Source organism: Sphingomonas adhaesiva, from assembly GCF_002374855.1.
GTDB lineage: Bacteria > Pseudomonadota > Alphaproteobacteria > Sphingomonadales > Sphingomonadaceae > Sphingomonas > Sphingomonas adhaesiva.
In genome coordinates this window covers 794,310-818,606 of record NZ_NWVC01000001.1, presented here as the reverse complement: position 1 = coordinate 818,606, position 24,297 = coordinate 794,310, and the positions used below count along the sequence as shown (strand labels likewise).

Genomic DNA, 24,297 nt, shown 5'->3' with positions numbered 1-24,297 from the left:
CGTCGTCAGACGAGCGCGCGTTCGGCGGCGAAGCGCGTCAGCGCGCCGAACGTTTCCAGCATCTCGCCGTCGACCTCGTCATCCTCGATCACGATGCCCAGCCGGTCCTCCAGCTCGGTCAGCACGCCGGCGACCGCCATCGAATCCAGCTCCGGCAGCGCGCCGAACAGCTCGGTATCGGCGGAAAAGCCGTCGACCTGCTCCTGTGGCAGCGACAGGACGTCGCGCAGGACGTCGCGTACCGTGGCCTCGACCGCGTTCATTCCTTCGGGAACCACGCACCCTCCCTTTTTGGTCATGCCGCATGTGCGAAGCGGCCCGTTCGCACCCGCGTTAGGACGGGGGGATGAAATGCGCAACGGCTTGGGGCTATGGAGCGGGGATGGTGCCGCTCGACCCCGTCCCGAAACCGATCGACCATGTGCTGCGTGGCGATCCCGATGCGCCCGCGCTGATCGGACGTGACGACACGCTGACGTTCGCGGCGGTGGAGACGGCGGTCGCGCGGCTGGCGGGGTGGCTGGCGGCGATGGACCTGCCGGCGGGCGCGCGGGTCGCGACCTGGCTGCCCAAGACGACGGCGGCGTGCCTGATGCCGCTGGCGGCGGCGCGCGCGGGGCTGGTGCACGTGCCGGTCAACCCGGTGCTGAAGCGCGCGCAGGTGGCGCATATCCTGGCCGACAGCGGCGCGCGCCTGCTGATGACGCAGGGCGCGCGGGCGGCGACGCTGGAGGATGGCGATGTCGCGGGCGACGTGACCGTGGCGACCGCGGCGGGGAGTGGCGATGCGCTGCCCCGCTCGGCGGCCGATCCGGCGGGGCTGGCGGCGATCCTCTATACCTCCGGGTCGACCGGGCGGCCCAAGGGGGTGATGCTGAGCCATGCGAACCTGTGGCTGGGGGCGGTCAGCGTGGCACATTACGTGGCGATCGCGCCCGACGACCGGGTGCTGGCGGTGCTGCCGCTGGGGTTCGATTATGGGCAGAACCAGTTGTTTTCCAGCTGGATCGCGGGCGCATCGGTCGCGCCGCTCGATTACCTGACCGCGCGCGACGTGGTGAAGGCGGTGGAGCGAGTGGACGCGACGACGCTGGCGGGGGTGCCGCCGCTGTGGACGCAGTTGCTGGAGGCGGAATGGCCGGCGGAGACCGCCGCGCGGCTGCGGCGGCTGACCAATTCGGGCGGCGCGCTGACCCCGGCGATGGTGCGGGGGCTGCGCACGCGCTTTCCGGCGGCGCGGCTGTTCGCGATGTATGGGCTGACCGAGGCGTTCCGGTCGACCTATCTGCCGCCCGAGCTGATCGACGCGCGGCCGGATTCGATCGGCCGGGCGATCCCGTTCGCGGAGGTGATGGTGGTGCGCGCCGACGGCAGCGCGGCGGCGGCGGGGGAGCCGGGCGAGCTGGTGCACGCCGGGCCGCTGGTGGCGCAGGGATATTGGCGTGATGCGGAGCGGACCGCGCAGCGATTTCGCGCGGCGCCGGCGTTCTCGCGCCATGGCGGGACGGCGGTGTGGTCGGGCGATACCGTCGTCGCGGACGAGGAGGGGCTGCTGAGCTTCGTCGGCCGTGACGACGAGATGATCAAGACCGCGGGCCATCGCGTCAGCCCGCAGGAGGTGGAGGAAGCCGTCACCGCGGGCGCGGAAACGCGCGAGGCGGTGGCGATCGGGGTGGCGGACGCGCGGCTGGGGCAGGGAATCGTGGTGGTGGCGCGCGGCAGCGGGGCGGACGAAGCGGCGTTGCGCGCACGGCTGAAGCGCGAATTGCCGACGTACATGCAGCCCGCGCGCATCGTCTGGCGCGACGCGCTGCCGCACAATGCCAATGGCAAGCTGGACCGCGCGGCGATCGCGGCGATCGCCCGACAGGAGCCGGACGCATGAAACCGATGGGGCCGATCCCGCCCGAATTCGCCGGCCAGGCGGGGATGCTGACGATCGCGGGGACGCGCGCGGACGACTGGCTGGCGCGGCACGGATCGCCGCTGTTCGTCTATGATCCCGCGATCGTCGCGGCGCGGGTGGCGCGGTTCCGCGCGGCGATGCCGGCGGCGGTGGACCTGCATTATGCGGTGAAGGCCAATCCCTTCCCGCCGATGATCGCGGCGGTCGCGCCGCTGGTCCACGGGCTGGACGTCGCCTCCGCCGGGGAACTGGCGAAGGCGCTGGCGGTGAAGCCGGCGGCGGCGATCAGCTTTGCCGGGCCGGGCAAGCGCGATTCCGAACTGGCCGCCGCGATCGCGGCGGGCGCGACGCTGAACGTCGAGTCCGAGGGCGAGGCGCGCCGAGCGATCGCGATCGGCGAGCTGGCCGGCATAGCGCCGCGGCTGGCGGTGCGGGTCAACCCCGACCTGGAATTGCGCGGATCGGGGATGAAGATGGGCGGGCGCGCCTCGCCGTTCGGCGTGGATGCCGAACGCGTGCCCGCGCTGGTCAAGGCGATCGTCGCGGGCGGGGCGGTGTGGCGCGGGTTCCACATCTTCGCCGGATCGCAGGCGCTGGACGCGGACGCGCTGACCGAGACGCAGGCGGCGACGCTGGCGCTGGCGGCGCGGTTGGCGGACGAAAGCGGCCATGCGCCGCCGCTGGTCAACCTGGGCGGCGGGTTCGGCGTGCCGTATTTTTCCGGTGACACGGCGGTGGACGTCGAACGGATCGGCGCGGCGCTGGCCGAGCGGCTGGCGGCACGCGCCGGCGTGCTGGCGGACAGCGCGTTCGCGATCGAGCTGGGGCGGTGGCTGGTGGCGGAGGCGGGCGTGTACCTGACCCGCGTCGTCGACCGGAAGGAAAGCCGCGGGGAAACGTTCCTGGTGGTCGACGGCGGGCTGCACCACCAGCTGGCGGCGAGCGGCAATTTCGGCACGGTGGTGCGCCGCAACTATCCGCTGGCGGTGGCGGGGCGGATGGGCGCGGAGGCGACCGAGGAAGCGTCGGTGGTCGGGTGCCTGTGCACCCCGCTGGACCGGCTGGGCGACAAGGTGATGCTGCCGCGCGCGCAGGAGGGCGAGGCGATCGCGGTGTTCCTGGCGGGGGCGTACGGGCTGTCGGCGAGTCCGGCGGGATTCCTGGGGCATCCGGCACCGGCGGAGGTGGTCGCTGGCGCCGGTTAGGCTTGGCGACGGGCAAGGAAAGGCGAGTTTGTTCACGCGGAAACGCGGGGGTGTTTCGCGGATGGCCCGCGCAGCCGCTTCATCCCTGCCGGTGTGATGGACGGGACGCTGCGCCTCCGCGAAACCTCTTTGCGTCTTCGCGGCTTCGCGTGAAATCTTCACCGGGGGCTTTTGGGTTCACGCGAAGACGCGAAGACGCAAAGAGAAGAAGGTATGGGTTCGCGCGGAGGCGCGGAGGCGCAGAGTGGTTTCTCGTGATGTCCGCGTGGCGGCTTTATCATTAGCGGTTTCGAGGGTGGGACGCTGCGCGTCCGTGTAACCTCTCCGCGTCTCCGCGTCTCCGCGTGAACCCCTTCTGCTTCTTCGCCCCGGCGGCGGCGTCGATCTTTGGTCCCCACGGGTCGCGGGTCGCTTGGGCGGTGGCGTCGGGGGTGAAGTCCATCAGCTGGTCGGTGGCGGCGGCGTAGCGCGGCCAGGCGGGGAGGCCGGGGCCGTTGGGGTCGCCGGTCCTGGCGAAATTGACCAGATAGGCGCTGATCGTGCGGCCCATCGTGCGGTCGCGCGGCGTGGTCGCGGCGCCGTATTTGATCGCCTGATTGTCGAAGAAGAACGGAATGTCGGTGGCGTGATAGGCGCCCGGCGCCTTCACCGATCCGGGCACGTAGGAGAAGCGATACGCCCATACCGGGGCGCCCACGCGCGATATCATGGCGGCGGCGCTGCGCGCACCCGCGATCATCGGGCCGGTGACCCCGCCGATATCGGCGCTGGTCGCGCCGATCAGCATCGGCACGCGCGCGAAGCGCCCGGCGGCATAGGCCGCGCCGGCATCCACCACCACCTTCCCGTCGGGGAACGGGCGGGTGAAGGTGACCGGCGTGCCGGGGACGGGAGCCAGCGTGGCAAGGTTCAGACCGTCGACGATCCGGTCGGCCGGCAGCGCGCGCAGCCGCGCCAGCGCGTTGGGGGCGGCGGGGTCGATCCCCTTCCCGCGCGCGAAGTCCGCGCCCATCGCCTCCACGTCGGACAGCCGTGCCGGCGTCGCCTGCGCATCGCCGCCGGACATCACCACCGCCCGGTGGAACAGCCCGCGCGCCAGCGGCGCGGTGACGAGCGCGTGGACCGACATGCCGCCCGCGCTTTCGCCCACGATCGTGACGTTGGCGGGATCGCCGCCGAACGCGGCGGCGTTGCGCCGTACCCAGCGCAGCGCCGCGATCTGATCCATGATCGTATAATTGCCGATCAGGCCGCGGTCGGCATCGGCGCGGGTCAGCTGCGGCAGCGCGAAGGTGCCCAGCCGCCCGAGCCGGTAGTTGAAGCTGACCACCATCACCCCCTGCCCCGCGAGGTTGGCGCCGGCATAGGTCGGCGGGGAGGCGCCGCCGTTGACGAAGCCGCCGCCGTAGATCCATACGATCACCGGCAGCCGCCGCGCGCCCGTGGCGGCGGGTTTCCAGACGTTGGCCTAGAAGCAATCCTCCGCCGGGGTGGTGCCGAGCGGGGCGGCGTCGCTGGGGAAGGGTAGTTGCGCGCAATCGGGGCCATAGGCGCGCGCGTCGCGGACCCCGCGCCAGGCGGCGGCGGGTTGCGGCGCACGCCAGCGCAGCGCGCCGGTCGCGGGCGCGGCGAAGGGAATGCCCTTCCAGCTGGCGATGCCGTCGGCGATCGTGCCGCGCACCTGCCCGCGGTCGGTGGCGACGACGGCCGCGTCGCGCGCATCGGCGGGTGCCGCGATGACGGCGAGCGACAACAGCGGGACGAATTTCAGAGCCATCGCGTTATCCCTTCCCGATCGGTAGCAGCGCGTTGTGGCGCGATCGGGGCGGGTAGGCCAGCCCCCTTTCCATCATCCCGGAAAAGGCTGCGGCCCACGGCGCCGCAAAAGCAACGGCTTGTGCGTTTGGGGAGAGATGGATGCCGGAACACGTCCGGCATGACGAAGGGGGCTTTGCAGAAGGGCTCGAAGCGGCGCGGGTGGGCCTTCGCGTGGCCCTGGAAGGGGCCACGCGAAGGGGCCGGCGAGACGGCTCAGGCGGCGTCGACCATCACGATCTCGGCATCGTCGATCGCGGTGATGGTCAGCGTGTCGACGTCGCTGATGGCGGCGCCGTCACGCGTGCCCACGCGCACCCCCTGGATGTCGACCGCACCCGTGGCGGGGACCAGATACGCCTTCCGGTTGCGGCCCAGCGTATAGGTGGCGGTTTCGCCGGCGCGGATCGTCGCGCCCAGCACGCGTGCGTCGGTGCGGATCGGCAGCGCGTCCGCATCGTCGTCGTAACCGCTGGCGAGCGTCACGAACTGTCCCGAGCGGTCGCCCTTCGGAAACGGCTTGGCGCCCCATTGCGGCGCGTCGCCGGTGCGGGTGGGGACGATCCAGATCTGGAAGATCTTCGTCGTCACATCCTCCATATTATATTCCGAGTGGCGGATGCCGGTGCCCGCGCTCATCACCTGGACGTCGCCCGCCTCGGTCCGGCCGGCATTGCCCAGGCTGTCCTGGTGCGTGATCGCGCCTTCGCGGACATAGGTGATGATTTCCATGTCGTTGTGCGGATGCGGGGGGAAGCCGGTCTTCGGCGCGATCGTGTCGTCGTTCCACACGCGCAGGTTGCCCCAATGGACGCGCGCGGGATCGTGATAGCCGGCGAAGGAGAAATGGTGTTTCGCGTCCAGCCAGCCATGGTTGGCACCGCCAAGCGTATCGAACGGACGAAGGTCGATCATGGGAGTATCTCCGCTGTCCGGCGTCGGCGCCGGATCACGAAGGGCAATGTAGGCGGCGCGCGATCGTTTCGTCAGATGGCAGGTGGCAAACGGATCGTTGCCGATTTTGACATGATGGCGCGATCAGCGGCGCGGCTGGCGCGTGGCGTGTGCGGCACCAATGCTGTCCATCATCAGCTCGTACTGCCCCTGCGAATAGCCGGCGCGCAGGAAGCGCGCGACCTCGTGCGAGGGCACGGCATAGCCGTGATGCCAGCCGAGCACCGCGATGCGGCGGAGCGCCTCCAGCCGGTCGTCGGCGAGCATCCGGTTATACTGGCGGAAGATCACCCGCATCGCGGTGGTCATCCGCCCTGGCGCGCGCAGCGACGACAGCCGGTCGTTGCGGGCGAGCGCGACGACCGACCATTCGAGTGCGCTTAGCCGGGGCGCAACGTCGGCGGTGGCGGCGAGGGGGGTGGCGAGCGGCGCGGGCGCGGTGCGCGGGGCGGCAACGGGGGTGGCGTTGATCGGATCGAAGGACAGATAGGCCATGCGGCGGTTCCTGGCGAAGGCCGCGCGGCATCGCGGCGCGATGGCACGCGCCGGACGGTGTCGGCCGGGATAGACGGGTGGGGGCGAGGGGCTGCGACGGCGCAGCCGGAACGTCAGGAAGGGCTGGTGTCCGGCGCCGTCATCGCGATCCCCTGTTCGATCGGGCGAGGTCGATGCGGCCCCGTTCCGTACCAAGCGGTATAAAAACCGTCCGGCAGGCCGTCAATGGCTTTTGTACCGGCCGGTAAAAAATACCCGTGTCAGCGCCCCGGCCATAGCATCAGGCTGGTGTCGACGACCTTGTCGAGGTCCGCGCGCGACGTGCCCCCGCCCGCCTGCACCGCCATCCCCTGCAGCACGGTGTAGAGGAACTGCGCCAGCGCCAGCGGATCGGCGTGATCGGGCAGGTCGCCGTCGCGCTGCGCACGGCGGAACCGCTTCACCAGCGCGGCGTGGGAGGATTCGCGGCGCGCCAGGACGTGGGTACGGATCGAATCGGCGGCGTTGCTGCACGCAGCGGCACCGATGACGCCCAGGCAGCCCCTGGGATCGTCGGCGCTGGTCTGCGCCGCGACCGCGCCGCGCAGCAGATGCTCGGCGACAGCGCGGGCGGTCGGCTGATCCAGTGCCTCGCGGATATAGGCGAGCTTTTCGGTTTCGTAGAGGTCGAGCGCCTTGTGGAACAATTGTTCCTTGTTACCGAAGGCGGCGTACAGGCTGGGCTTGGTGATGCCCATCGCGGCGGTCAGGTCCGCCATCGATGCGCCTTCGTACCCGCGGGTCCAGAACACGCCCAGGGCGGCGGCGAGCGCGGCGTCGGGGCAGAAACCGCGCGGGCGGCCGCGCGGGGCGGCGGCCGCTTCCGGGGCGAGTTCCGCGGCGGGGACGTGTGCTGCGCTTTCCATAACGCGCGGTATATAATGCGCCGTGCCGATGCCGTCGAGGGGCGGCGCGTCAGGCGGCGGCGGCGTCGTCCTTGCCGAGCAGCCACGCCTCCGCGCGTTCGGGCGCCTGGAAATAGCCGGCATCGCGGCTGCTGGCGGCGCGCTTGATCTGCATCCGCGACAGGGACCGGCCGACGACGAACGCCAGCCGCCGCGATCGCATCGGCGAATTGGCCAGCACCTGTTCGAACCGTTCGACCGCCTGTTGCGATTGGATGTCCATCGCGCGGATATCGACCAACGTCAGATGTTCGTTCGGCGGGCGCCCCAGCTGCGCCAGCTGTTCCATGAGGTCGGCGGCGAAGCGCGCCACGTCGCCCGGCTCGAAGAATCCCGCCATCCTGACGCGCATCAGGCCGTGCGCGGTGTCGGGATCGAAAGAATATTCGGCTTTCATCGCATCGGTCTAGCGGCGTCATCCTTACCGATTGGTCAATCCGGGCCTCATACTTTGGGCGTAATCCGCGCTTGTATTGGTCCGCGACACCCCCGAGGTTAAGGCGCGACGATGGCCGACACGCTTTCCCACCCGGCGCCGCTGGAACGGCAATTGTGCTTCGCGCTGTACAGCGCGTCGATGGAGATGGGGCGCGTCTACAAGCCGATGCTGGACGCGCTGGGGCTGACCTATCCGCAATATCTGGTGCTGCAGGTGTTGTGGGAGGAGGATGGGCGTACGATCGGGGCGGTGGCGGCGCGGCTGGCGCTGGAGCCGAGCACGATCACCCCGCTGGTCAAGCGGCTGGAGGCGGGCGGCGTGGTGACGCGCACGCGCGACGCGCAGGACGAACGGCAGGTGCGGGTACATCTGACCGAGCGCGGCCGTGCGCTGCGCGAGGAAAGCGCGCCGATGGCGCGGCGCGTGTTCGCAAGCACCGGGTTGACGCTGGAGGCGGTGATCGCGCTGACCGACGAGGTGCGGGCGCTGCGCCGGACTCTTGCAGAGGCGGGGGTGGCGGCGGCCTGACGCGCAGGCGCTATTGCGTCTGTACCTCGGCGTCGGTCATCAGGTCCGCGCCATCGAGCCAGCGGATGATCTCGCGTGCGGCGGGGTGGTCGATCGGGGCGTAGCGATCGCGCAGCTTCGCGGCGCGGGTGCCGAGGCGTTCGTGGCCGGTATCCTGCAACGCGATCAGATCCTGTTGCAGCATATGCGCGAACGGCTGGCCCAGCAGGCGCTCGGCCGCGGCGGCGAAGGCCGCGCCATAGGCATAGTCCGCCCCCTGATCGTAGACCATCGGCAGCGTCAGCGCGGGGATGCAGCCCAGATGGGCCTGGATCGCCGGGTTGATCGCATGGCCCGACAGGTGCGCGGCATTGGCGGCGGGGCGGCCGGTAAAGGCTCGCAGGTGGAGGAAGCGCGACATGCGCGCGCCGTCGTTGACGGGCCAATTGTCCCACAGGCACACCGGACGCCCCAGTTCGCCCCCGACGCGCGCCAGATGCGCGGGGCCGATCTCCTTCGGGCAGACTTCCTCACCGGTCCAATAGACCCGGATCGCGGGATCGAGGCGGCGGCCGAGGTCGCCGAGATAGTCGGCCGGGCGCGGCGTGAAGACCATGTCCAGCACCGGATCGTCGGAATAATAGGTCGGGCAGGTGTAGACGCGCGTCGCGCGGGTGGCGGCGGCGCAGAAATTGACGACATCGGCCTGCCGTGCCGCCAGGTCGGGCATGTCGCCGCGCAGATCGTCGAACAGGATCGCCAGATCGTCGATACCGATCGCATCGAGATCGGCGATGCGGCGGGTAAGGTCGGCGCGTGCGGCATCGTCGAACGGATGCGTCGAGCCGTCCGGGGTCAATGCGAGTCCGAAGCGCATCCCCGCGCCGCGGACCTCGGCCGACAGGCGCGCGAGCGCATCGGCCTGCACCGCATCGTGTGCGACGCGCCAGTCGCGGCGCAGCGCGCGGTCGCCCTTCGGCCCGTAATGGTAGAAAGAATAGCCGGCCCCGGCGAGCGTGGCGACGACATGGCCGCGCTCGGCCGGGGTCCACAGGCGGCCGAAGCGCCCCTCGATCATGCCGAGGTCGGGGCGGGCGGGGTTGGCAGCGGCGGTCATGCCGCGATGCATACCATTGGCGCGCCGCGGGGCAAGTTCGGCGATGGTATGGCGTACCAGTATAATACCGGTTGTTTACATTTCCACGGCGTGGCGATTAGAACGAGCCGGTGGACGGCGGCGAATCGGCTTTCGCGCGACCGGCCGGAACGATCATTCGGGGCAAGGGGACATTCGATGCTGAGGTCGCACGGAAACGCGGTCGCACTGGCGGCGCTGGCGGTGGTGCTGGTGCAGATGCCGACGCAGGCGGCAGCGCAGGCGGCCCCCGCGCCGCAGGACGCCGCCACCCCTGACGCAGCCGCCAATACCGCCGCCCCGGCCAGCGATATCGTCGTCACCGGGACGCGCATCGCGGTCCCCGGCCTGACCGCGAGCAGCCCGGTCGCGTCGACCAGCGAGCAGCAGATCCGCCTTCAGTCGGCGCTGACGATCGAGGATTTCTCCACCAAGCTGCCGCAGCTGTCGGGCGGCGTGCGGCAGGGGTCGCAGGGTAGCGATGCCTTCGGCGCGCAGGTGCTGGAACTGCGCAACTTCGGGCAGAGCCGCTCGCTGGTGCTGATCGACGGGACGCGCGCCGCGCCGTTCAGCTTCCGCAACTCGGTGGACGTCAATTCCATCCCGGCCTCGCTGATCAAGCGGACCGACGTGCTGACCGGCGGCGCCGCCGCGGTCTATGGCGCGGATGCGGTCGCGGGCGTCGTCAACTTCATCCTGAACGACGAGTTCGAGGGCGTGCGCGGCAGCGCGGTCGGGCGGCTGTCGACCAACGGCGGCGCGCAATATGGTGCGTCGATCATGGTCGGCGCCGGGCTGGGATCGCGCGGGCATGTGGTGATCGCGGCCGATTACACGCAGCGCGACCTGATCGTCGCGGGGCAGCGCGACTGGGCGGCGACCCCGAACCAGACGATCCCGAGCATTGGCGGCGTGTTCACCGACGTGGCGAGCGGGCGGCGGTTCGGCTTCACCGATGCGGGCGACTTCACGACCAATCCGACGGCGACGTCGAACCTGTCGGCGCGTTACCCGCTGGTGTCGCCGCTCAAGCGAATCAACGTCGCCGCGCTGTACAAGTACGAGCTGGCGCCGGCGGTCGAGCTGTACGGCCGCGCCATGTATACCAATACCCGGACCAGCGAGACCGGTACGCCCGGCGCGACGCCCGCGTCGGTCAACCGCACCGTGTCGATCAGCGCGACCAACCCGTTCCTGACCGACGCGATCCGCAGCCAGCTGACCTTCGTCAACGGCGCGGCGCAGGTGAACGTGGCGCGTTCGCTGGCCGAGCTGGGGCTGGTGACGTTCAATACCGAACGCGACATCTACCAGTTCCAGGGCGGCCTGCGCGGGCCGCTGACCGACGCGATCCGCTGGAACGTCTATGCGCAATACGGTCGTTCGACCGAAGGAACGGTGGTGACCGGCGACGGGCTGGTCGCCAATGCGGCGGGCGCCAACAATTTCGCGTCGGTGGTCAACACCGTCGACATCTTCGGCCCCAACCGCCCCGGCATCGTGGCCGCGCTGGGCAGCCCAATCAACGGCTTCAACCGCAAGCGCGACCAGTTCGTCGCCGCCGCGACCGTCAACGGATCGCTGGAGGAGCTGTTCTCGCTGCCCGCCGGGCCGATCGGCTTCGCCGCGGGCGTCGAATACCGGCGCGAGACCGCCAACGTGACGCAGGACACCGCGCTGCTGACCGGCAACACCTATCGCCAGGGCGTGCAGGCGGCGTACACGGGGCAATTCGACGTCAAGGAGCTGTACGGCGAGCTGCTGGTGCCGCTGCTCCACGACCTGCCGCTGATCCGCAAGCTGAGCGCGGGCGGCGCGTACCGCCTGTCCGACTATAACCTGTTCGGCACCCACGGGACGTGGAAGGTCGAGGGCAATTGGGAGGTCGACCGCAACCTGCGCCTGCGCGGTACCTATCAGCGCGTGCTGCGCACCCCCAATTTCGGCGAGTTCGCGGGCGGCGTGTCGTCGCTGCCGTTCAGCAGCCTGGTGACCGTCGACCGGCTGAAGCCGCGCTACGGCGGCGATCCGTGCGTGCTGGGCACCGGCAACCAGGCGCAGTGCCAGCGGCTGGGCGCGCCGGCCGTGGGATCGGCCAATTCGACCGCCCCGGCATATCTGACCGGCAATTACTTCTATGGCGGCAACCCGGACCTGAAGCCCGAAACCGGCTTCACCACCACGGCGGGCGCGGTGTTCACGCCGACGTTCCTGCCGGGGCTGAACGTGACGGTCGACTGGTACCAGCTGGACCTGAAGGGCGCGGTCGGCGTGATCCAGCCGGTGGCGGCGATCACCAGCTGCTACATCACCAATCCCAGCGCGGACAATCCGCTGTGCGGGCTGGTGACGCGCAATGCCGACGGCACGTTCAAGGATGCGTTCGTCAACAACCAGAACCTGGGCCGGCTGCTGCAGCGCGGGCTGGACATCACCGCCAGCTATACCGTGCGCGGCGACTGGGTGCCGGGCAAGGGCGTGCGGCTGGGCTATGCCGGCAATGTCGTGACGTCCTACACGATCCAGGCGAACCCGACCGTCAGCGCGGTGCAGTGCAAGGGGACGTTCGGCGCCACCTGTTCCAGCGACGGCACCACGCTGGTCCAGCCCGCCTATCGCCACACCGCGGGCGCGGGGCTGCTGCTGGACAAGGGCGTGATCCAGTTCGACTGGATCCGTATCGGCAAGGTGCGGTCGAGCGCGGCGGGATCGAGCGAGACGCTGCCGGCGCAGAACCTGTTCGACCTGTCCGCCTCCTATGACTTCGTGCCCGGCATCACGATGACCGCGGGCGTCTACAACATCGCCGACAAGCAGCCGCCGCGCGTGACGACGGGGGGTGTGTTCAACACCTTCCCCGATACGTACGACATCCTGGGGCGGACGATCGGCCTGTCGCTGACCGCGCGGATGTGATGCGGCGCGCGCGGCAGCAGCAGCGGGACGGAGCGCGATGAGCCTGCCCTTTTCGATCGCGGACTGGGTGGTGATCGCCGCCTATGTCCTGCTGCTGCTGGCGGGGGGGTGGATCTTCACCCCCCGCAACACCGGGACAGCGACGGCGCATGACTATTTCCTGGCGGGGGGCAACGTTCCGGCGTGGCTGGCGGCGATTTCCGTCCTGTCGGCGACGCAGTCCGCCGCGACGTTCCTGGGCGGGCCGGATTACGGCTATCACGGCGACCTGACCTATCTGGGCAGCAACCTGGGCGGGTTGCTGGGCGCGATGTTCGTCGCGCATGTGATGATCCCGCGATTCTACGCGATCCGCGCGACCACCGCGTACGAACTGCTGACGCTGCGGTTCAGCGCCACCGCGACGCGCTGGGCGGGCGGCATGTTCCTGATCGGGCGCGTGTTCGCGGGCGGTGCGCGCGTCTATCTGGCCGCGATCGCGCTGGCGATGGTCATCACCGGCACGGTCGAGGCGCAGGGGATCATGATCGCCGCCGCGCTGTTGATCGTGGCGAGCGTGCTGTTCACGTTCGTCGGCGGGCTGAAGTCCGTATTGTGGAACGACCTGATCCAGTTCGTCGTGTATCTCGGCTCCGCAATCGCCGTCGTCGTGTTCCTGCGCTGGTCGATCCCCGCGACGACCGGGCAGATCATCGACGGGCTGATCCACACGCCGGAAGGGGTGAACAAGCTGCGGCTGTTCGACCTGTCGACCGACCTGTCGCGGCCGTTCTCGCTGCTGGCGGTCGTCACCGGCGTGACGTTGCTGTACATCGCCAATGCCGGGATGGACCAGGACACGACGCAGCGGCTGCTGGCGTGCAAGGATGCGAAGACCGGCGCGCGCGGCCTGTACCTGTCGGTGCTGGCGACGGTGCCGGTGGTGGGGATGTTCATCCTGATCGGGCTGCTGCTGTACGTCTTCTACGACCGACCCGACCTGATGGGCGGGACCACCGCGGCGGCGGGGCGCAGTTTCGGCGGCGAGAAGATCAGCATCTTCATGCACTATATCCTGACCCAGCTGCCCGGCGGATTGCGCGGGCTGGTGACGGTCGGCATCTGCGCCGCGGCGGTGGCGACGACCAATTCGGCGCTCAACGCGATGTCATCGGTGCTGGTGCAGGACTTCTATCGGCCGTGGCGCGAACGGCGGGGCGCGCCGGCGGCCGAGCACCATTATGTACAGGCGGGGCGTGCGGGCATGGGGGTGATCGGCATCGCGATGTTCGCGATGGCGGTCGCGTCCTTCTACTGGCAGCGGTATAGCGAGATGGGGCTGCTGGAGTTCGCGTTGCAGGTGATGGTGTTCACCTATGCCGGGCTGCTGGGCGTATACTTCACCGCGCTGTTCACCGCGCGGGGGACGACCGCGTCCGTCGTTGCGGCGCTGATCGCGGGGTTTGCGGTCGTGCTGCTGCTGCAACCCGCGATCGCGCGCGCGATCGGGCTGCCGGGCGCGCTGGCCGCGCTGTCGTTTCCGTTCCAGCTGTGCATCGGCACCGCGATCGCCTTCGCGATCTGCGCCGCGCCGCGTGGCACCGCATCCGCTTCCCGTCCGATGCAGAGGGCATGATGAACACCGAGTCACTCGCACCACGCTATCGCGACCTGGATCTGTGGCCGACCGAGCTGGCGGTCGAGGCGATGCTGGAAGGGCAGATGGCCGCGATCGCCGCGATCCAGCCGCAGACCGCCGCGATCGCCGCCGCCGCGGATGCCGCCGCGGCGCGGCTGGGCGAGCACGGGCGGCTGATCTTCGCGGGCGCGGGCACCTCCGGGCGGCTGGCGGTGCAGGACGGCACGGAACTCACCCCGACGTTCGGCTGGCCGCCCGAGCGGCTGGCGTTCCTGATGGCGGGCGGGCTGGACGCGCTGACCCAGGCGCAGGAAGGCGCGGAGGACGAGAGCGACGCCGGTCGCGCGGCGATCGACGCGGCGCAGGTGACCGCTGCCGACGTCGTCGTGGGCGTGGCGGCGAGCGGGCGCACCCCCTATACGCTGGCGGCGATCGAGCGCGCGCGGGGCGCCGGCGCGCTGACCGTCGGTATCGCCAACAACGCCGGCACGTCGTTGCTGACCGCGGCGGAACACCCGATCTGCGTCGAGACCGGCAGCGAGGTGATCGCGGGATCGACGCGGATGAAGGCGGGTACGGCGCAGAAGGCGGTGCTGAACCTGTTGTCCACCGCGATCATGGTTCGGCTGGGGCTGGTCTATGACGGGCGGATGGTGGCGATGCGCATCTCGAACGCCAAGCTGCTGCACCGCGGGCGCGAGATGGTGCGCGATATCGCCGGGGTGGATGATGACGCGGCGGCGCGGGCGCTGGCGGCGGCGGACAACGACATCCGCGTCGGCATCGTGATGGCGCGCGGGCTGGCACGCGACGCGGCGTGCGCGCTGCTGGCGGCGCATCGCGGCAACCTGCGTCCCGTGATGCAGGAACTGGACGGGCGCGGATGAGCGCCGCGCGCGAGCTGGCGCTGACGCTGAGCGACGCCGACACGCCGCTGTACCTGCAACTGGCGCGGCGGCTGCGCGAGCATATCGACAGCGGCGCGATCGACCCCGGCGGCGCACTGCCGTCCGAACGCGACCTGAGCGAGATGGCGGGCCTGTCGCGCGTCACCGTGCGCAAGGGGATCGAGCAGCTGATCGAGGAAGGCGTGCTGATCCGAAAACAGGGATCGGGCACGTTCGTCGCGCGGCGCATCGCCAGTCCCGGCGGGCGGCTGAACAGTTTCAGCGACGAAACCCGCGCGCGCGGCGAAGACCCCGGCGTGGTGTGGATCAACAAGACCTATGCCCAGCCGATCGAGGAGGAAGCCGCCGCGTTGCAGGTGCCCGTCACCACGCGGGTCGCGCGGCTGGGGCGCGTGCGGCTGGCGGGCGGGGAGCCGCTGGCGATCGAACATGCGGTGATCCCGGCGCCGTTCCTGCCCGACCTCGATATGCTGGGCGATTCGCTGTACCAGGCGCTGGAGCGGCACGGGTTCCGCCCCGTCGCCGGCACGCAGCGCGTGCGCGCATCGCTAGCCACCCCGACCGAGGCGGGCATCCTGAGCGTGAAGCAGAATTCCGAAGTGCTGCGGATCGAGCGAAAGACGTGGATCCCCGACGGACGGATCGTCGAGTTCACGCGATCGGTCTATCGCGGCGACCGCTATGAATTCGTGAGCGACCTGCAGCGGATCTGAGCGCGGCGCTACGCCCGCATCGCGCGCGCCGTGCCCGCATCGGCGACTGCGCCGTCGATGGCGGCGGGGAGCCAGTCGGCGTCGAACCAGGGCGCACGGCGCGGCAGCGGCGACAGGCGCTGGAGCATCGGCAGGTCGTGCAGCGTCACCGTCTGGCCGTGGCGCACGATCATCCCCTCGCGTTCCAGCGCGCGGATGGTGCGGTTGACGTGGACCGAGGTGAGCCCCAGCGCGTCGCCGATCTGCTCCTGCGTCAGCGGCAGGTCGAACCGGGCGCCCTGCGTCAGCCCGACCTGCGTCAGCCGCTGGTGCAGATCGAGCAGGAAGGCGGCGAGGCGTTCGCGCGCGGAGGTCTTGCCGATCGCCGCCACCGCATCCATCAGCGCGACGCGTTCCCACTGCACCGCCATCAGCAGCAGCGCGGCGACGCGCGGCGCCTGGTCGAACAGCGCCCGCACGCGCGCCAGCGGCACGCGCGCGATCCAGCCGTCGGTCAGCGCGGTGAGCGTGTCGGCGGCGCGTTGCAGCGCCATGCTGGGCGTGCCGAGCATGTCGCCGGCGATATGCACCTTGACGATCTGTCGCTGGCCGCCCGGCAGCAGCATCGAGGAGGCGACCCAGCCGTGCAGCATCAGCCAGATGCTGTCGACCGGCTGGCCTTCGCGACGGATCGTTTCGTGCCGCCGCACCGCCACCGCGGCGTCGCCCAACCCGCGAAGCGTGGCGATATCGTTCGCACCGAGCGAGGCCATCGCGGCGAAACGTTCGAGGGGGTAAAGATGCAAGGTCGCGCTTCCCTGTGGCAGTGGCGCTGACCTTATCGCTGGGCCGAGGCGTTCGCGTTGATAGGCATCAATCCCGAAACGAATTGCACGACGCGGAAAATCGTTGCGAGCGGTTGTCATTAGCACTAGCGGAACGCGATGAAGTGCGGGGGAACGAGCGTGCGCGGGGTACACAGGGATCGCTTGCGGCGGTGGTGCCGATGACGTTGCGCGGCATCCTGTTCCAGGTCCACTGGTTCCTAGGGATCACCGCTGGGTTCGTGCTGGCGATCATGGGCGTCACCGGCGCGACGATGGCGTTCGAGGACGAGATCCAGAGCGCGATCAGCCCCGGCATCGTGCGGCTGGCACCCAGTGCCGCGCCGGCGTTGTCGCCCGACGCGCTGATCGCGGCGGCATCGCGCCAGCGCGACGGACGGGCGGTGACGCAATTGGTGGTGGAGCGCGATCCGACGCGCGCCGCCAGCGTCACCTTCGCCCCGGAAAAGGGGCAGCGGCGCGGCGAACGCCTCCTGATCGACCCGCGCACCGGCACGCTGATGGGGCGCCCCAATGGCGCCGGATTCTTCGAGACGGTGGAGCGCGTCCACCGCTGGATGGCACTGCCCGGTGCGGGTAACGGGTGGGGGCGGACGATCACCGGCATCGCCGCGCTGTCGCTGGTGTTCTTCGCATTGTCCGGCCTGTACCTGCGCTGGCCGCGGCGCGCGCTCGACTGGCGGGCGTGGTTCGTGCTGGACCTACGACTGACGGGGCGCAACCTGTACCGTGCGCTGCACGCGGTGGTCGGCGGGTGGATCTTCGCGGCATACCTGTTGAGCGGGCTGACCGGATTGTGGTGGTCGTACGACTGGTATCGGCAGGGCGTGCGCTACGTCCTGACCGGCAAGGTCGCCGAGCGTCCGCGCGAGGGGCGCGAGGGGCCGCCCAAGGGCGAGGCCGCGCCGCTGGCCCCGGCCTGGGCCGGCTTCATCGGGCAGGTGGGGGCGGACGGCTATGCGCGCGTCGCGATCACGCCGTCGCGTGGCGGCAAGCCGGTGGAGATGCGCGTCCTGCCGCCGGGCGCGCGGTTCGACCGGCAGACCGACAGCCTGCGTTTCGACGCACGCGACGGGCGGCTGGTGAAGGCGGACCGCTATGCCGCGCGGCCGTGGGGCGAGACGATCGTCGGCAATGTCCTGCCGCTGCATACCGGCGCATTCTTCGGAATGCCGGGGCGGATCGTGATGCTGCTGACCAGCGCGACGATGCCGCTGTTCACGATCACCGGGCTGCTGCTGTACCTGGCGCGGCGGCGGCGCAAGCGCGCGCTGGCGGCGGTGCCCGCGGTGGCGGCAGGCGCGGCGAGCGGCGACACGCTGGTCCTGTACGCATCGCAGACCGGCGGGGCCGAGCGGCTGGCGCGGCTGACTGCGGGGGCGCTGGGCGCGACACTGCGGCCGCTGGGCGGGGCGAGCGCGGCGGAATGGGATGCGGCGCGGCGCATCCTGTTCGTCGCCGCCACTTATGGCGAGGGCGAGCCGCCCGATGCGGCACGCGGCTTCGCAAGCCGCAACATGACGCAGCCCGGCAATCTGGCGGGCAAGGACTATGCGGTGCTGGCGCTGGGCGACCGCGAATATGCCGATTTCTGCGCCTTCGGGCACCGCATCGACGGCTGGGCGCATGACAGCGGGGCGCGGCGGCTGTTCGACACGATCGAGGTCGATGGCACTGACGTGGATGCCGAGCATCGCTGGCAGCAGCAGGTGTTCGCGCTGGCCGGCGGGGCGGGGGCGGCGCAGTCCGACTGGCAGCGCGCGCCCTTCGCGCCGTGGCGGCTGGCGTCGCGGGCGCACGTCAACCCCGGCAGCCCCGGCGCGCCGATGCATCGCATCGTGCTGGAGCCGGTCGAGCGGGATGTGGCATGGCAGCCCGGTGCGATCGCCGAGGTGATGCCGCGCCACGACCCCGCGCGCGTCGCCGCCGTGCTGGCGCGGCACGGCCGCAGCGCGGACGCCGCGCTGACACGGGCGCTGGCGGGCGCGGTGCTGCCGGCAGAGGACGAGGCGCTGCCCGAGGCGGAGGCGCTGCGGCCGCTGGCGCATCGCGATTATTCGGTGGCGTCGATCGCGGCGTCCGGCGTGGTCGAACTGCTGGTGCGTGAAGCGACCGCGGCGGATGGCGGGCCGGGCATCGGGTCCGGATGGCTGACGCGGCACGCTACGATCGGCGAGAGCATCGAGGTGCGGCTGCGCGACAATCCCGGCTTCGCGATGCCCGATGATGCGGCGACGCCGATGATCCTGATCGGCAACGGTACCGGGCTGGCGGGGCTGATGGGGCTGCTGCGCGAGCGGGGGCGGTGCGGCGGCGGGCCGGTGTGGCTGATCCATGGCGAGCGCAGCCCGACGCATGACCGGCCGTTCGACGCGGAACTGGCGGCGTTGCGATTGCAGGGGAAGGTTGCGCGGCATGACCACGCCTTTTCGCGCGACCCGGATGGCGGCTGTTACGTGCAGGACGTGGTGACGCGCGAGGGCGAGGCGATCCGCGCCTGGGCCGATCAGGGGGCGGCGATCTACGTCTGCGGCAGTCTGGCGGGAATGGCGCCGGCGGTGGATGCGGCGCTTCGCGCGATCCTGGGCGATGCGCGGGTCGAGGCGATGCTGGGCGAGCGGCGCTACTGCCGCGATATCTACTGACTGCGGGCCGCCCGTCGCGGGGTGCGCGACGGGCGGCGGCGCGTCAGGCGAGCATCCGCACGCCCGGTTCGCGATCGTAGAAGCGGCGCGCGGCGGCCTCGAGGAACGCGCCATCGAGTGCGGTGATGCCGGCGTCGCGTTCCACCCCGGCCTTGTCCAGCAGCGGGGCAGCGGCGTCGGTCGCGCCGATCGCCTTGAGATGGCCGAAGGCGTCCATGACGAACTGAACCGCGGCGGCCTCCTTCGTCAGCAGCGCCGCGCCATCCGCGGACAGCACCAGCGCGACCGCGTCGAAAAGCTGGCTGGGCGTGCCGGCCAGTTGACCCTCCGCCTTGCGCATGCTGCCGTCGGACAGCTTCGCCCCGCCGATCTTCGGCGCGACCAGCACCGCCTTGGCGCCCGCACCGGTGACGTTGGCGATCACCTGGTCGAGCATCGCCGCGTCCGAACCGTCGGCAAAGAGGATGCCGACCGCGCGACCTTCCAGCGTGGCCTTCATGTTCTTGTGAATCGACAGCGCGTCGGACGGCGCCATGTCGACCGGCGTGCGCGCGGTGGGCGAGGCGTCGGGCAGGTCGATGGCCAGTCCGTCGGCGACGCGGCGGGCCAGATCCTCATCGACGTTGCGCAGGTTGGCGACCATCCGCGCCGGCACCTGTTCCAGTCCGACCTTCGACAGTTCGAACACGAACGAGGAGGCGATGTGCGCCTGTTCCGATTCGGTCTGAGACCGGAAGAACAGTCGTGCCTGGCTGTAGTGATCCGCGAACAGTTCGGCCCGCACGCGCAGCTTGTCGCCCTGTTCGTCGTCGCCGCTGGCGGCATTGACGGTGACGAAGCCGCGCGTCGGGCTTTCACGCGGGCCGCCATCCTCGCCATGCGCGGTCAGGCTGTTGGGTTCGTAGTTCGCGCGCCCCTTGGGCACCATCGTCTGCATCAGGCCGTCGCGCTGGAAATTGGCGAACGGGCAGCGCGGCGCGTTGATCGGGATCTGGTGGAAATTGGTCGTCCCCAGCCGCGATTTCTGCGTGTCGAGATAGCTGAACAGCCGCCCCTGCAGCAGCGGATCGTTCGAAAAGTCGATGCCCGGCACGACGTTGGTCGGCAGGAACGCGACCTGTTCGGTTTCCGCGAAGAAATTGTCGGGATTGCGGTTGAGCGTCAGCGTGCCGACGATGCGGACGGGGACGTCCTCCTCCGGGATCAGCTTCGTCGCGTCCTGCACGTCATAGGGCTGCGCGCGCGCGAATTCCTCGTCGAACACCTGGATGCCCAGATCCCATTGCGGGAAGGCGCCGGTGTCGATCGCTTCCCACAGATCGCGGCGCTGATAGTCGTTGTCGGCGGCCTGAAGCTTCAGCGCCTCGTCCCAGATCGTCGATTGCAGGCCCAGGCGGGGCTTCCAGTGGAACTTGACGAACTGCGCCTTGCCCGCGGCGTTCACCAGCTTGAAGGTGTGGACGCCGAACCCCTCCATCGTGCGGAACGAGCGCGGCAGCGTGCGGTCGGACATCGCCCACATCAGCATGTGGGTGCTTTCGGGCATCAGGCTGGCCCAGTCCCAGAAGGTGTCGTGCGCGCTGCCCGCCTGCGGATAGGCGCGATCCGCCTCCATCTTCACCGCATGGACCAGATCGGGGAATTTGATCGCATCCTGGATGAAGAACACCGGGATGTTGTTGCCGACCAGATCCCAGTTCCCCTCGCGCGTATAGAATTTCACCGCGAAGCCGCGCACGTCGCGCGGCGTGTCGACGGAGCCGGCACCGCCCGCGACGGTGGAGAAGCGCACGAATACCTCGGTCGTCTCGCCCGGCGTGAACACCGCGGCGCGGGTGAGGTCGGAAATGTCCGCCGTCGCCTCGAACACGCCATGCGCGCCCGAGCCGCGCGCATGGACGATCCGCTCGGGAATCCGCTCGTGATCGAAGTGGAAGATTTTCTCGCGCAGCACGAAATCCTCGAGCAACGTCGGGCCGCGCGCGCCGGCGCGCAGGCTGTTCTGATTGTCGCTGACCGGAACGCCGTGGTTGGTGGTCAGCACATCGGCGTCGCCCGATGCCTGCTGATGCGTTTCGCCGCCGTCGCCGCGCTGGGTCGTGAAATCGGTCATCGGGAAGCCTTTGGTACGGAGAGGGAATGGGCACCCAACGCACCAACCCGTCTAACGGCCCGGTCGCGGGCGGATATTCGCGCTGAGGCATGTCAAACCTGCCGCGAACCGTTAAAGGCCCGGGCATGAGCCGCATTCTGGGTTTCGATTTCGGCACCACCAATTCGGTCGTCGCGACCGCCACGCCCGATGGCGGCGCGGCGCTGCTCGCGCTCGACGGGCCGGAGCGGTCGGACGCGGTGTTCCGGTCCGCGCTGTGTTTCTGGGAGGGCGATCGCGGCGGGGTGGAGGCGGCGGCGGGGCCGTGGGCGATCGCGGAATATCTCGATTATCCCGAGGGGTGCCGGTTCATCCAGTCGTTCAAGACGGTCGCGGCCAGCGCCAGCTTCGATCAGGCGACGGTGTTCGAACGCCGGCTGAAGTTCGAGGAGCTGGGGCAACGGTTCCTGACATTGATGGCGGCGCGCGCGAACGGTGCGCTGGCGGCGGGCGCGGACCGGGTGATCGTCGGCCGGCCGGTCGCCTATGCCGGGGCGCGGCCCGACGAGGCGCTGGCGCGGCAGCGCTATGACGCGATGTTCGCCGGGCTGGGGCGCGAGATCCACTACGTCTACGAACCGATGGGCGCGGCGTTCAGCTATGCCGCGCGGCTCGACGCCCCGGCGACGGTGCTGGTCGCCGACTTCGGCGGCGGGACCAGCGACTTTTCGGTGGTGCGGATCGCCGAACCGGGCGCGGCGCGGCGATGCGCGCCGCTCGCGTATGCCGGTGTCGGGATCGCGGGCGACCGGTTCGACCAGCGGATCGTCGAGCATCTGGTGCTGCCGCTGCTGGGCAAGGGCGGGCAATATCGTTCATTCGACAAGGTGCTGGACATTCCCGGCGGCTGGTTCGCCGATTTCGCCGACTGGTCGCGGCTGGCATTGATGCGCAACCGGCGGACGTTGGCGGAACTGGAGAAGCTGCGCCGCGCCGCGATCGACCCGGAGGCGATCGGGCGGATGATCGCGGTGATCGAGGGCGAGATAGGCTATCGCCTGTACCATGCGGTCGGCGAGCTGAAGCGCGCGCTGTCGGCGGGCGAGGAGGCGGTGTTCCGGTTCGAGGGCGGCGACCTGTCGATCACCGCGCCGGTGACGCGCGCCGCGTTCGAGGAATGGATCGCCCCCGACATGGTGCAGATCGCCGCCGCGGTCGACCGCGCGCTGGCCGCGGCGGGGCTTGAGGCCGGCGCGATCGACCGGGTGTTCCTGACCGGCGGCACGTCGCTGACCCCGCGCGTGCGGCGTTTGTTCGACGAACGGTTCGGTGCGGAGCGGATCGCGACCGGCGGGGAACTGACCTCGATCGCGCACGGGCTGGCGATGATCGGCCGTGAGGACGATGTCGCGGCGTGGACGGTGGCGGGGTAGGGGTGTGCCGGCGGGGGGCCGTGCGAGCCCCCTGCGTCATGCCGCATCGAACCGTCACCCCGGCGAAGGCCGGGGTCCATGGTGCCGCGAAAGCAACCGCCTAAGCGTTTGCGGAGATGTGGATGCCGGAATAAATCCGGCATGACGGAAGGTTCGGTAGAGGTTTCGAACACGTCCGGGGTGACGTCGCTCTTCTGTGGAGCGGGTCCTTGCCCTAACCGCCGTAGATCGCGCGGGCGTCGTTGCGGAAGGCGGCGCCGCTGTCGGTGCGGCTGTAGAACATGTGCCCGCCCGGATAGACGCGCAGTTGCACCCGTTCGGCAGCGCCGAACCCCGGCATCTGATCGACGATCAGCCGCGAGGCGAAATAGGGGCAGGACAGATCGTCCCAGCCGTGCACGATCATCACGCGCATCTTGGGATCGACCGCGATCGCCTTGCGCAGGTCGGTGACGGGCGCGTCGTCGGGCTTGCCGCGGTCCCACGCCTCATTCACGGCGTAGGATAAGGCGTTGTAGCGTGCGTCGGTCTTCCACCCCACCTCGCGCGTGACGAAATCGACCATCGCGCTGGTGGTGGGGGCGATCAGCGCGTCGAGGATCGGATCGTTCGACCGCTGCTGCGACGACCAGGGGAAGGGATCGAAGGCGGTGACGTTCGAATCGTAGACGCTGCCGATCGTCCCGTCGGCGCGATGCACCTCGCGCAGGAAGGTGCGGGTATCCACGCGCCCGCCCATCCGCTGCACCAACGCGGGGTCCAGCCCGGTCAGCTGCGTCACCTGCGTGACCAGCCGTGCGGTCGCTTCGGGATCGGAGCGGCCGCGCAGCAGGTCGCGCGCGAAATCGCCGCGGGTATAGGCCTCCACCTGCGCCATCGCCTCCGGCGTCAGCGCGTGGCGGCGTTCGAGGTTGGCGGCGGCCATCGACGGCAGCGCGACCATCCACGGCAGCGGCGACAGCGCGGTGGCATCGTCCCCCGACGCCGGATCGAGATAGGGCGAGACCAGCACCATGCCGTTCACCCCGACGCCGATCTGCGATTGCAGTTCATAGGCGATGCGCGGCACGCGGTAGCCGCCATAGCTTTCGCCCATCAGATATTTGGGCGAGCGCAGCCGTCCTTCCTTCACCAGCCAGTCGTAGACCACCTTGGACAGGTATTTCACGTCCTGGTCGTTGCCGTAGAACGCCTTCTTCGTCGCATCGGCATCCACCAGGCTGCGGCTGAAGCCGGTGCCGATCGGGTCGATGAAGACCAGGTCGGTGAAATCGAGCCAGCTGTTGGGATTGTCGGTGGCGATCGGCGCGTCGGACGGGGCATCGCCCTGCGCACCGAACTGCACGCGCTTTGGCCCGACCGCGCCCATGTTGAGATAGACCGACGCCGCGCCCGGCCCGCCGTTGAACGCGAAGGTGACCGGGCGGCGCACGTCGCCGCCGGGGACGGTATAAGCGGTGTAGACGACCTGCCCGATTTCCTTCCCCTTGTCGTCGCGCACCGCGATCGTGCCGACGGTGGCGCGATAGCCGATCGTGCGCCCGCCGATCCGCACGCTCTGCGCGACCGAGCGGTCGGCGGGGAGCGGCGGGAGGGTGGAGTCGTCGGTCTTCTTGTCGGCCGCGGCGGGCGACTTTGCATCGCCCTGCGCGATCGCGGGGGTGGCGGTCAGCAGGAGCGTGGCGAGAAGGGCGGGGAGATGGCGCGGCACGTTGCTCTCGGGACAGAGGGTAAGGAACGGTGACCTT

General features: G+C 70.1%; 19 protein-coding genes and 1 pseudogene. 9 read left to right on the top strand and 11 right to left on the bottom strand.

All coding sequences use genetic code 11. From position 1 onward, the window contains the following. Positions 1 to 5 precede the first annotated feature (5 nt). On the bottom strand, positions 6 to 263 hold the full coding sequence (locus tag COA07_RS03890; protein ID WP_174525849.1) for an acyl carrier protein: 258 nt from the start codon (positions 261 to 263) through the stop codon (positions 6 to 8). Between the two features lie 119 nt (positions 264 to 382). Here COA07_RS03890 and COA07_RS03885 point away from each other — a divergent pair, with 119 nt between their 5' ends. Together COA07_RS03885 and COA07_RS03880 are read left to right on the top strand one after the other, a co-directional pair. Continuing rightward, a complete protein-coding gene (locus tag COA07_RS03885) occupies positions 383 to 1,885 on the top strand; it encodes an acyl-CoA ligase (AMP-forming), exosortase A system-associated (RefSeq protein WP_066712439.1) in 1,503 nt (500 codons plus the stop codon). After that, positions 1,882 to 3,111, top strand: a complete 1,230-nt coding sequence (locus tag COA07_RS03880) for a pyridoxal-dependent decarboxylase, exosortase A system-associated (protein WP_066712436.1) — start codon at positions 1,882 to 1,884, stop codon at positions 3,109 to 3,111. The genes COA07_RS03885 and COA07_RS03880 overlap by 4 nt, the downstream gene beginning before the upstream one ends. Before the next feature lie 280 nt (positions 3,112 to 3,391). On the opposite strand, the gene COA07_RS18750 is transcribed toward COA07_RS03880, so the two are convergent. From COA07_RS18750 to COA07_RS03855, 6 genes and pseudogenes are all read right to left on the bottom strand, one after another. Further along, positions 3,392 to 3,850 carry a carboxylesterase family protein gene (locus tag COA07_RS18750; RefSeq protein WP_373853928.1) on the bottom strand — a complete coding sequence of 153 codons (459 nt, stop codon included), beginning with the start codon at positions 3,848 to 3,850 and terminating at the stop codon, positions 3,392 to 3,394. Positions 3,851 to 3,877: 27 nt separating this feature from the next. After that, a pseudogene (locus COA07_RS18745) lies at positions 3,878 to 4,888 on the bottom strand (carboxylesterase/lipase family protein); the annotation flags it as partial. A gap of 254 nt (positions 4,889 to 5,142) precedes the next feature. Then, on the bottom strand, positions 5,143 to 5,841 hold the full coding sequence (locus COA07_RS03870) for a pirin family protein (protein ID WP_066711412.1): 699 nt from the start codon (positions 5,839 to 5,841) through the stop codon (positions 5,143 to 5,145). A gap of 123 nt (positions 5,842 to 5,964) precedes the next feature. Beyond that, the gene (locus tag COA07_RS03865) at positions 5,965 to 6,375 is read right to left on the bottom strand and encodes a hypothetical protein (protein ID WP_066711411.1); all 411 of its coding nucleotides are present in this window, start codon (positions 6,373 to 6,375) and stop codon (positions 5,965 to 5,967) included. Between the two features lie 260 nt (positions 6,376 to 6,635). Continuing rightward, positions 6,636 to 7,280 carry a TetR/AcrR family transcriptional regulator gene (locus COA07_RS03860; RefSeq protein ID WP_066711410.1) on the bottom strand — a complete coding sequence of 215 codons (645 nt, stop codon included), beginning with the start codon at positions 7,278 to 7,280 and terminating at the stop codon, positions 6,636 to 6,638. A gap of 49 nt (positions 7,281 to 7,329) precedes the next feature. Then, entirely contained in the window at positions 7,330 to 7,716 is a 387-nt protein-coding gene (locus COA07_RS03855) for a hypothetical protein (protein ID WP_066711409.1), read from the bottom strand. A gap of 111 nt (positions 7,717 to 7,827) precedes the next feature. Here COA07_RS03855 and COA07_RS03850 point away from each other — a divergent pair, with 111 nt between their 5' ends. After that, complete coding sequence (locus COA07_RS03850; protein WP_066711408.1) at positions 7,828 to 8,286, top strand: MarR family winged helix-turn-helix transcriptional regulator; 459 nt, start codon at positions 7,828 to 7,830, stop codon at positions 8,284 to 8,286. 10 nt (positions 8,287 to 8,296) lie between these two features. Here COA07_RS03850 and COA07_RS03845 read toward each other — a convergent pair whose 3' ends face one another. Further along, positions 8,297 to 9,382, bottom strand: coding sequence for a beta-N-acetylglucosaminidase domain-containing protein (locus tag COA07_RS03845; protein WP_066711413.1), 1,086 nt, complete (start codon positions 9,380 to 9,382; stop codon positions 8,297 to 8,299). A gap of 177 nt (positions 9,383 to 9,559) precedes the next feature. Between COA07_RS03845 and COA07_RS03840 the strand changes: the two genes are divergently transcribed. Genes COA07_RS03840 through COA07_RS03825 form a run of 4 tightly spaced genes read left to right on the top strand, consistent with a single transcriptional unit; the run spans position 9,560 to position 15,555 of the window. Continuing rightward, the gene (locus COA07_RS03840) at positions 9,560 to 12,316 is read left to right on the top strand and encodes a TonB-dependent receptor domain-containing protein (RefSeq protein WP_066711407.1); all 2,757 of its coding nucleotides are present in this window, start codon (positions 9,560 to 9,562) and stop codon (positions 12,314 to 12,316) included. 37 nt (positions 12,317 to 12,353) lie between these two features. Next, entirely contained in the window at positions 12,354 to 13,931 is a 1,578-nt protein-coding gene (locus COA07_RS03835; RefSeq protein WP_066711406.1) for a sodium:solute symporter family transporter, read from the top strand. Then, positions 13,931 to 14,821 (top strand): N-acetylmuramic acid 6-phosphate etherase, encoded by an 891-nt coding sequence (locus COA07_RS03830; protein ID WP_211280944.1) that lies wholly within the window; start codon positions 13,931 to 13,933, stop codon positions 14,819 to 14,821. The genes COA07_RS03835 and COA07_RS03830 overlap by 1 nt, the downstream gene beginning before the upstream one ends. Next, the gene (locus COA07_RS03825) at positions 14,818 to 15,555 is read left to right on the top strand and encodes a GntR family transcriptional regulator (protein WP_066713112.1); all 738 of its coding nucleotides are present in this window, start codon (positions 14,818 to 14,820) and stop codon (positions 15,553 to 15,555) included. The genes COA07_RS03830 and COA07_RS03825 overlap by 4 nt, the downstream gene beginning before the upstream one ends. An 8-nt stretch (positions 15,556 to 15,563) precedes the next feature. Here COA07_RS03825 and COA07_RS03820 read toward each other — a convergent pair whose 3' ends face one another. Further along, positions 15,564 to 16,340, bottom strand: coding sequence for a Crp/Fnr family transcriptional regulator (locus COA07_RS03820; RefSeq protein ID WP_245841987.1), 777 nt, complete (start codon positions 16,338 to 16,340; stop codon positions 15,564 to 15,566). Positions 16,341 to 16,540: 200 nt separating this feature from the next. On the opposite strand from COA07_RS03820, the gene COA07_RS03815 reads away from it, so the two are divergent. Further along, on the top strand, positions 16,541 to 19,024 hold the full coding sequence (locus COA07_RS03815; RefSeq protein ID WP_096640449.1) for a PepSY domain-containing protein: 2,484 nt from the start codon (positions 16,541 to 16,543) through the stop codon (positions 19,022 to 19,024). Between the two features lie 43 nt (positions 19,025 to 19,067). On the opposite strand, the gene COA07_RS03810 is transcribed toward COA07_RS03815, so the two are convergent. After that, positions 19,068 to 21,137: a catalase gene (locus tag COA07_RS03810; protein WP_066709538.1), complete on the bottom strand. Its 2,070-nt coding sequence runs from the start codon at positions 21,135 to 21,137 to the stop codon at positions 19,068 to 19,070. 125 nt (positions 21,138 to 21,262) lie between these two features. Here COA07_RS03810 and COA07_RS03805 point away from each other — a divergent pair, with 125 nt between their 5' ends. Continuing rightward, positions 21,263 to 22,549 (top strand): Hsp70 family protein, encoded by a 1,287-nt coding sequence (locus COA07_RS03805; protein WP_066709536.1) that lies wholly within the window; start codon positions 21,263 to 21,265, stop codon positions 22,547 to 22,549. Positions 22,550 to 22,763: 214 nt separating this feature from the next. Here the strand turns inward: COA07_RS03805 and COA07_RS03800 are convergent, their stop codons facing one another. Beyond that, positions 22,764 to 24,260, bottom strand: a complete 1,497-nt coding sequence (locus COA07_RS03800) for a S10 family peptidase (RefSeq protein WP_066709534.1) — start codon at positions 24,258 to 24,260, stop codon at positions 22,764 to 22,766. Between the last annotated feature and the right edge of the window lie 37 nt (positions 24,261 to 24,297).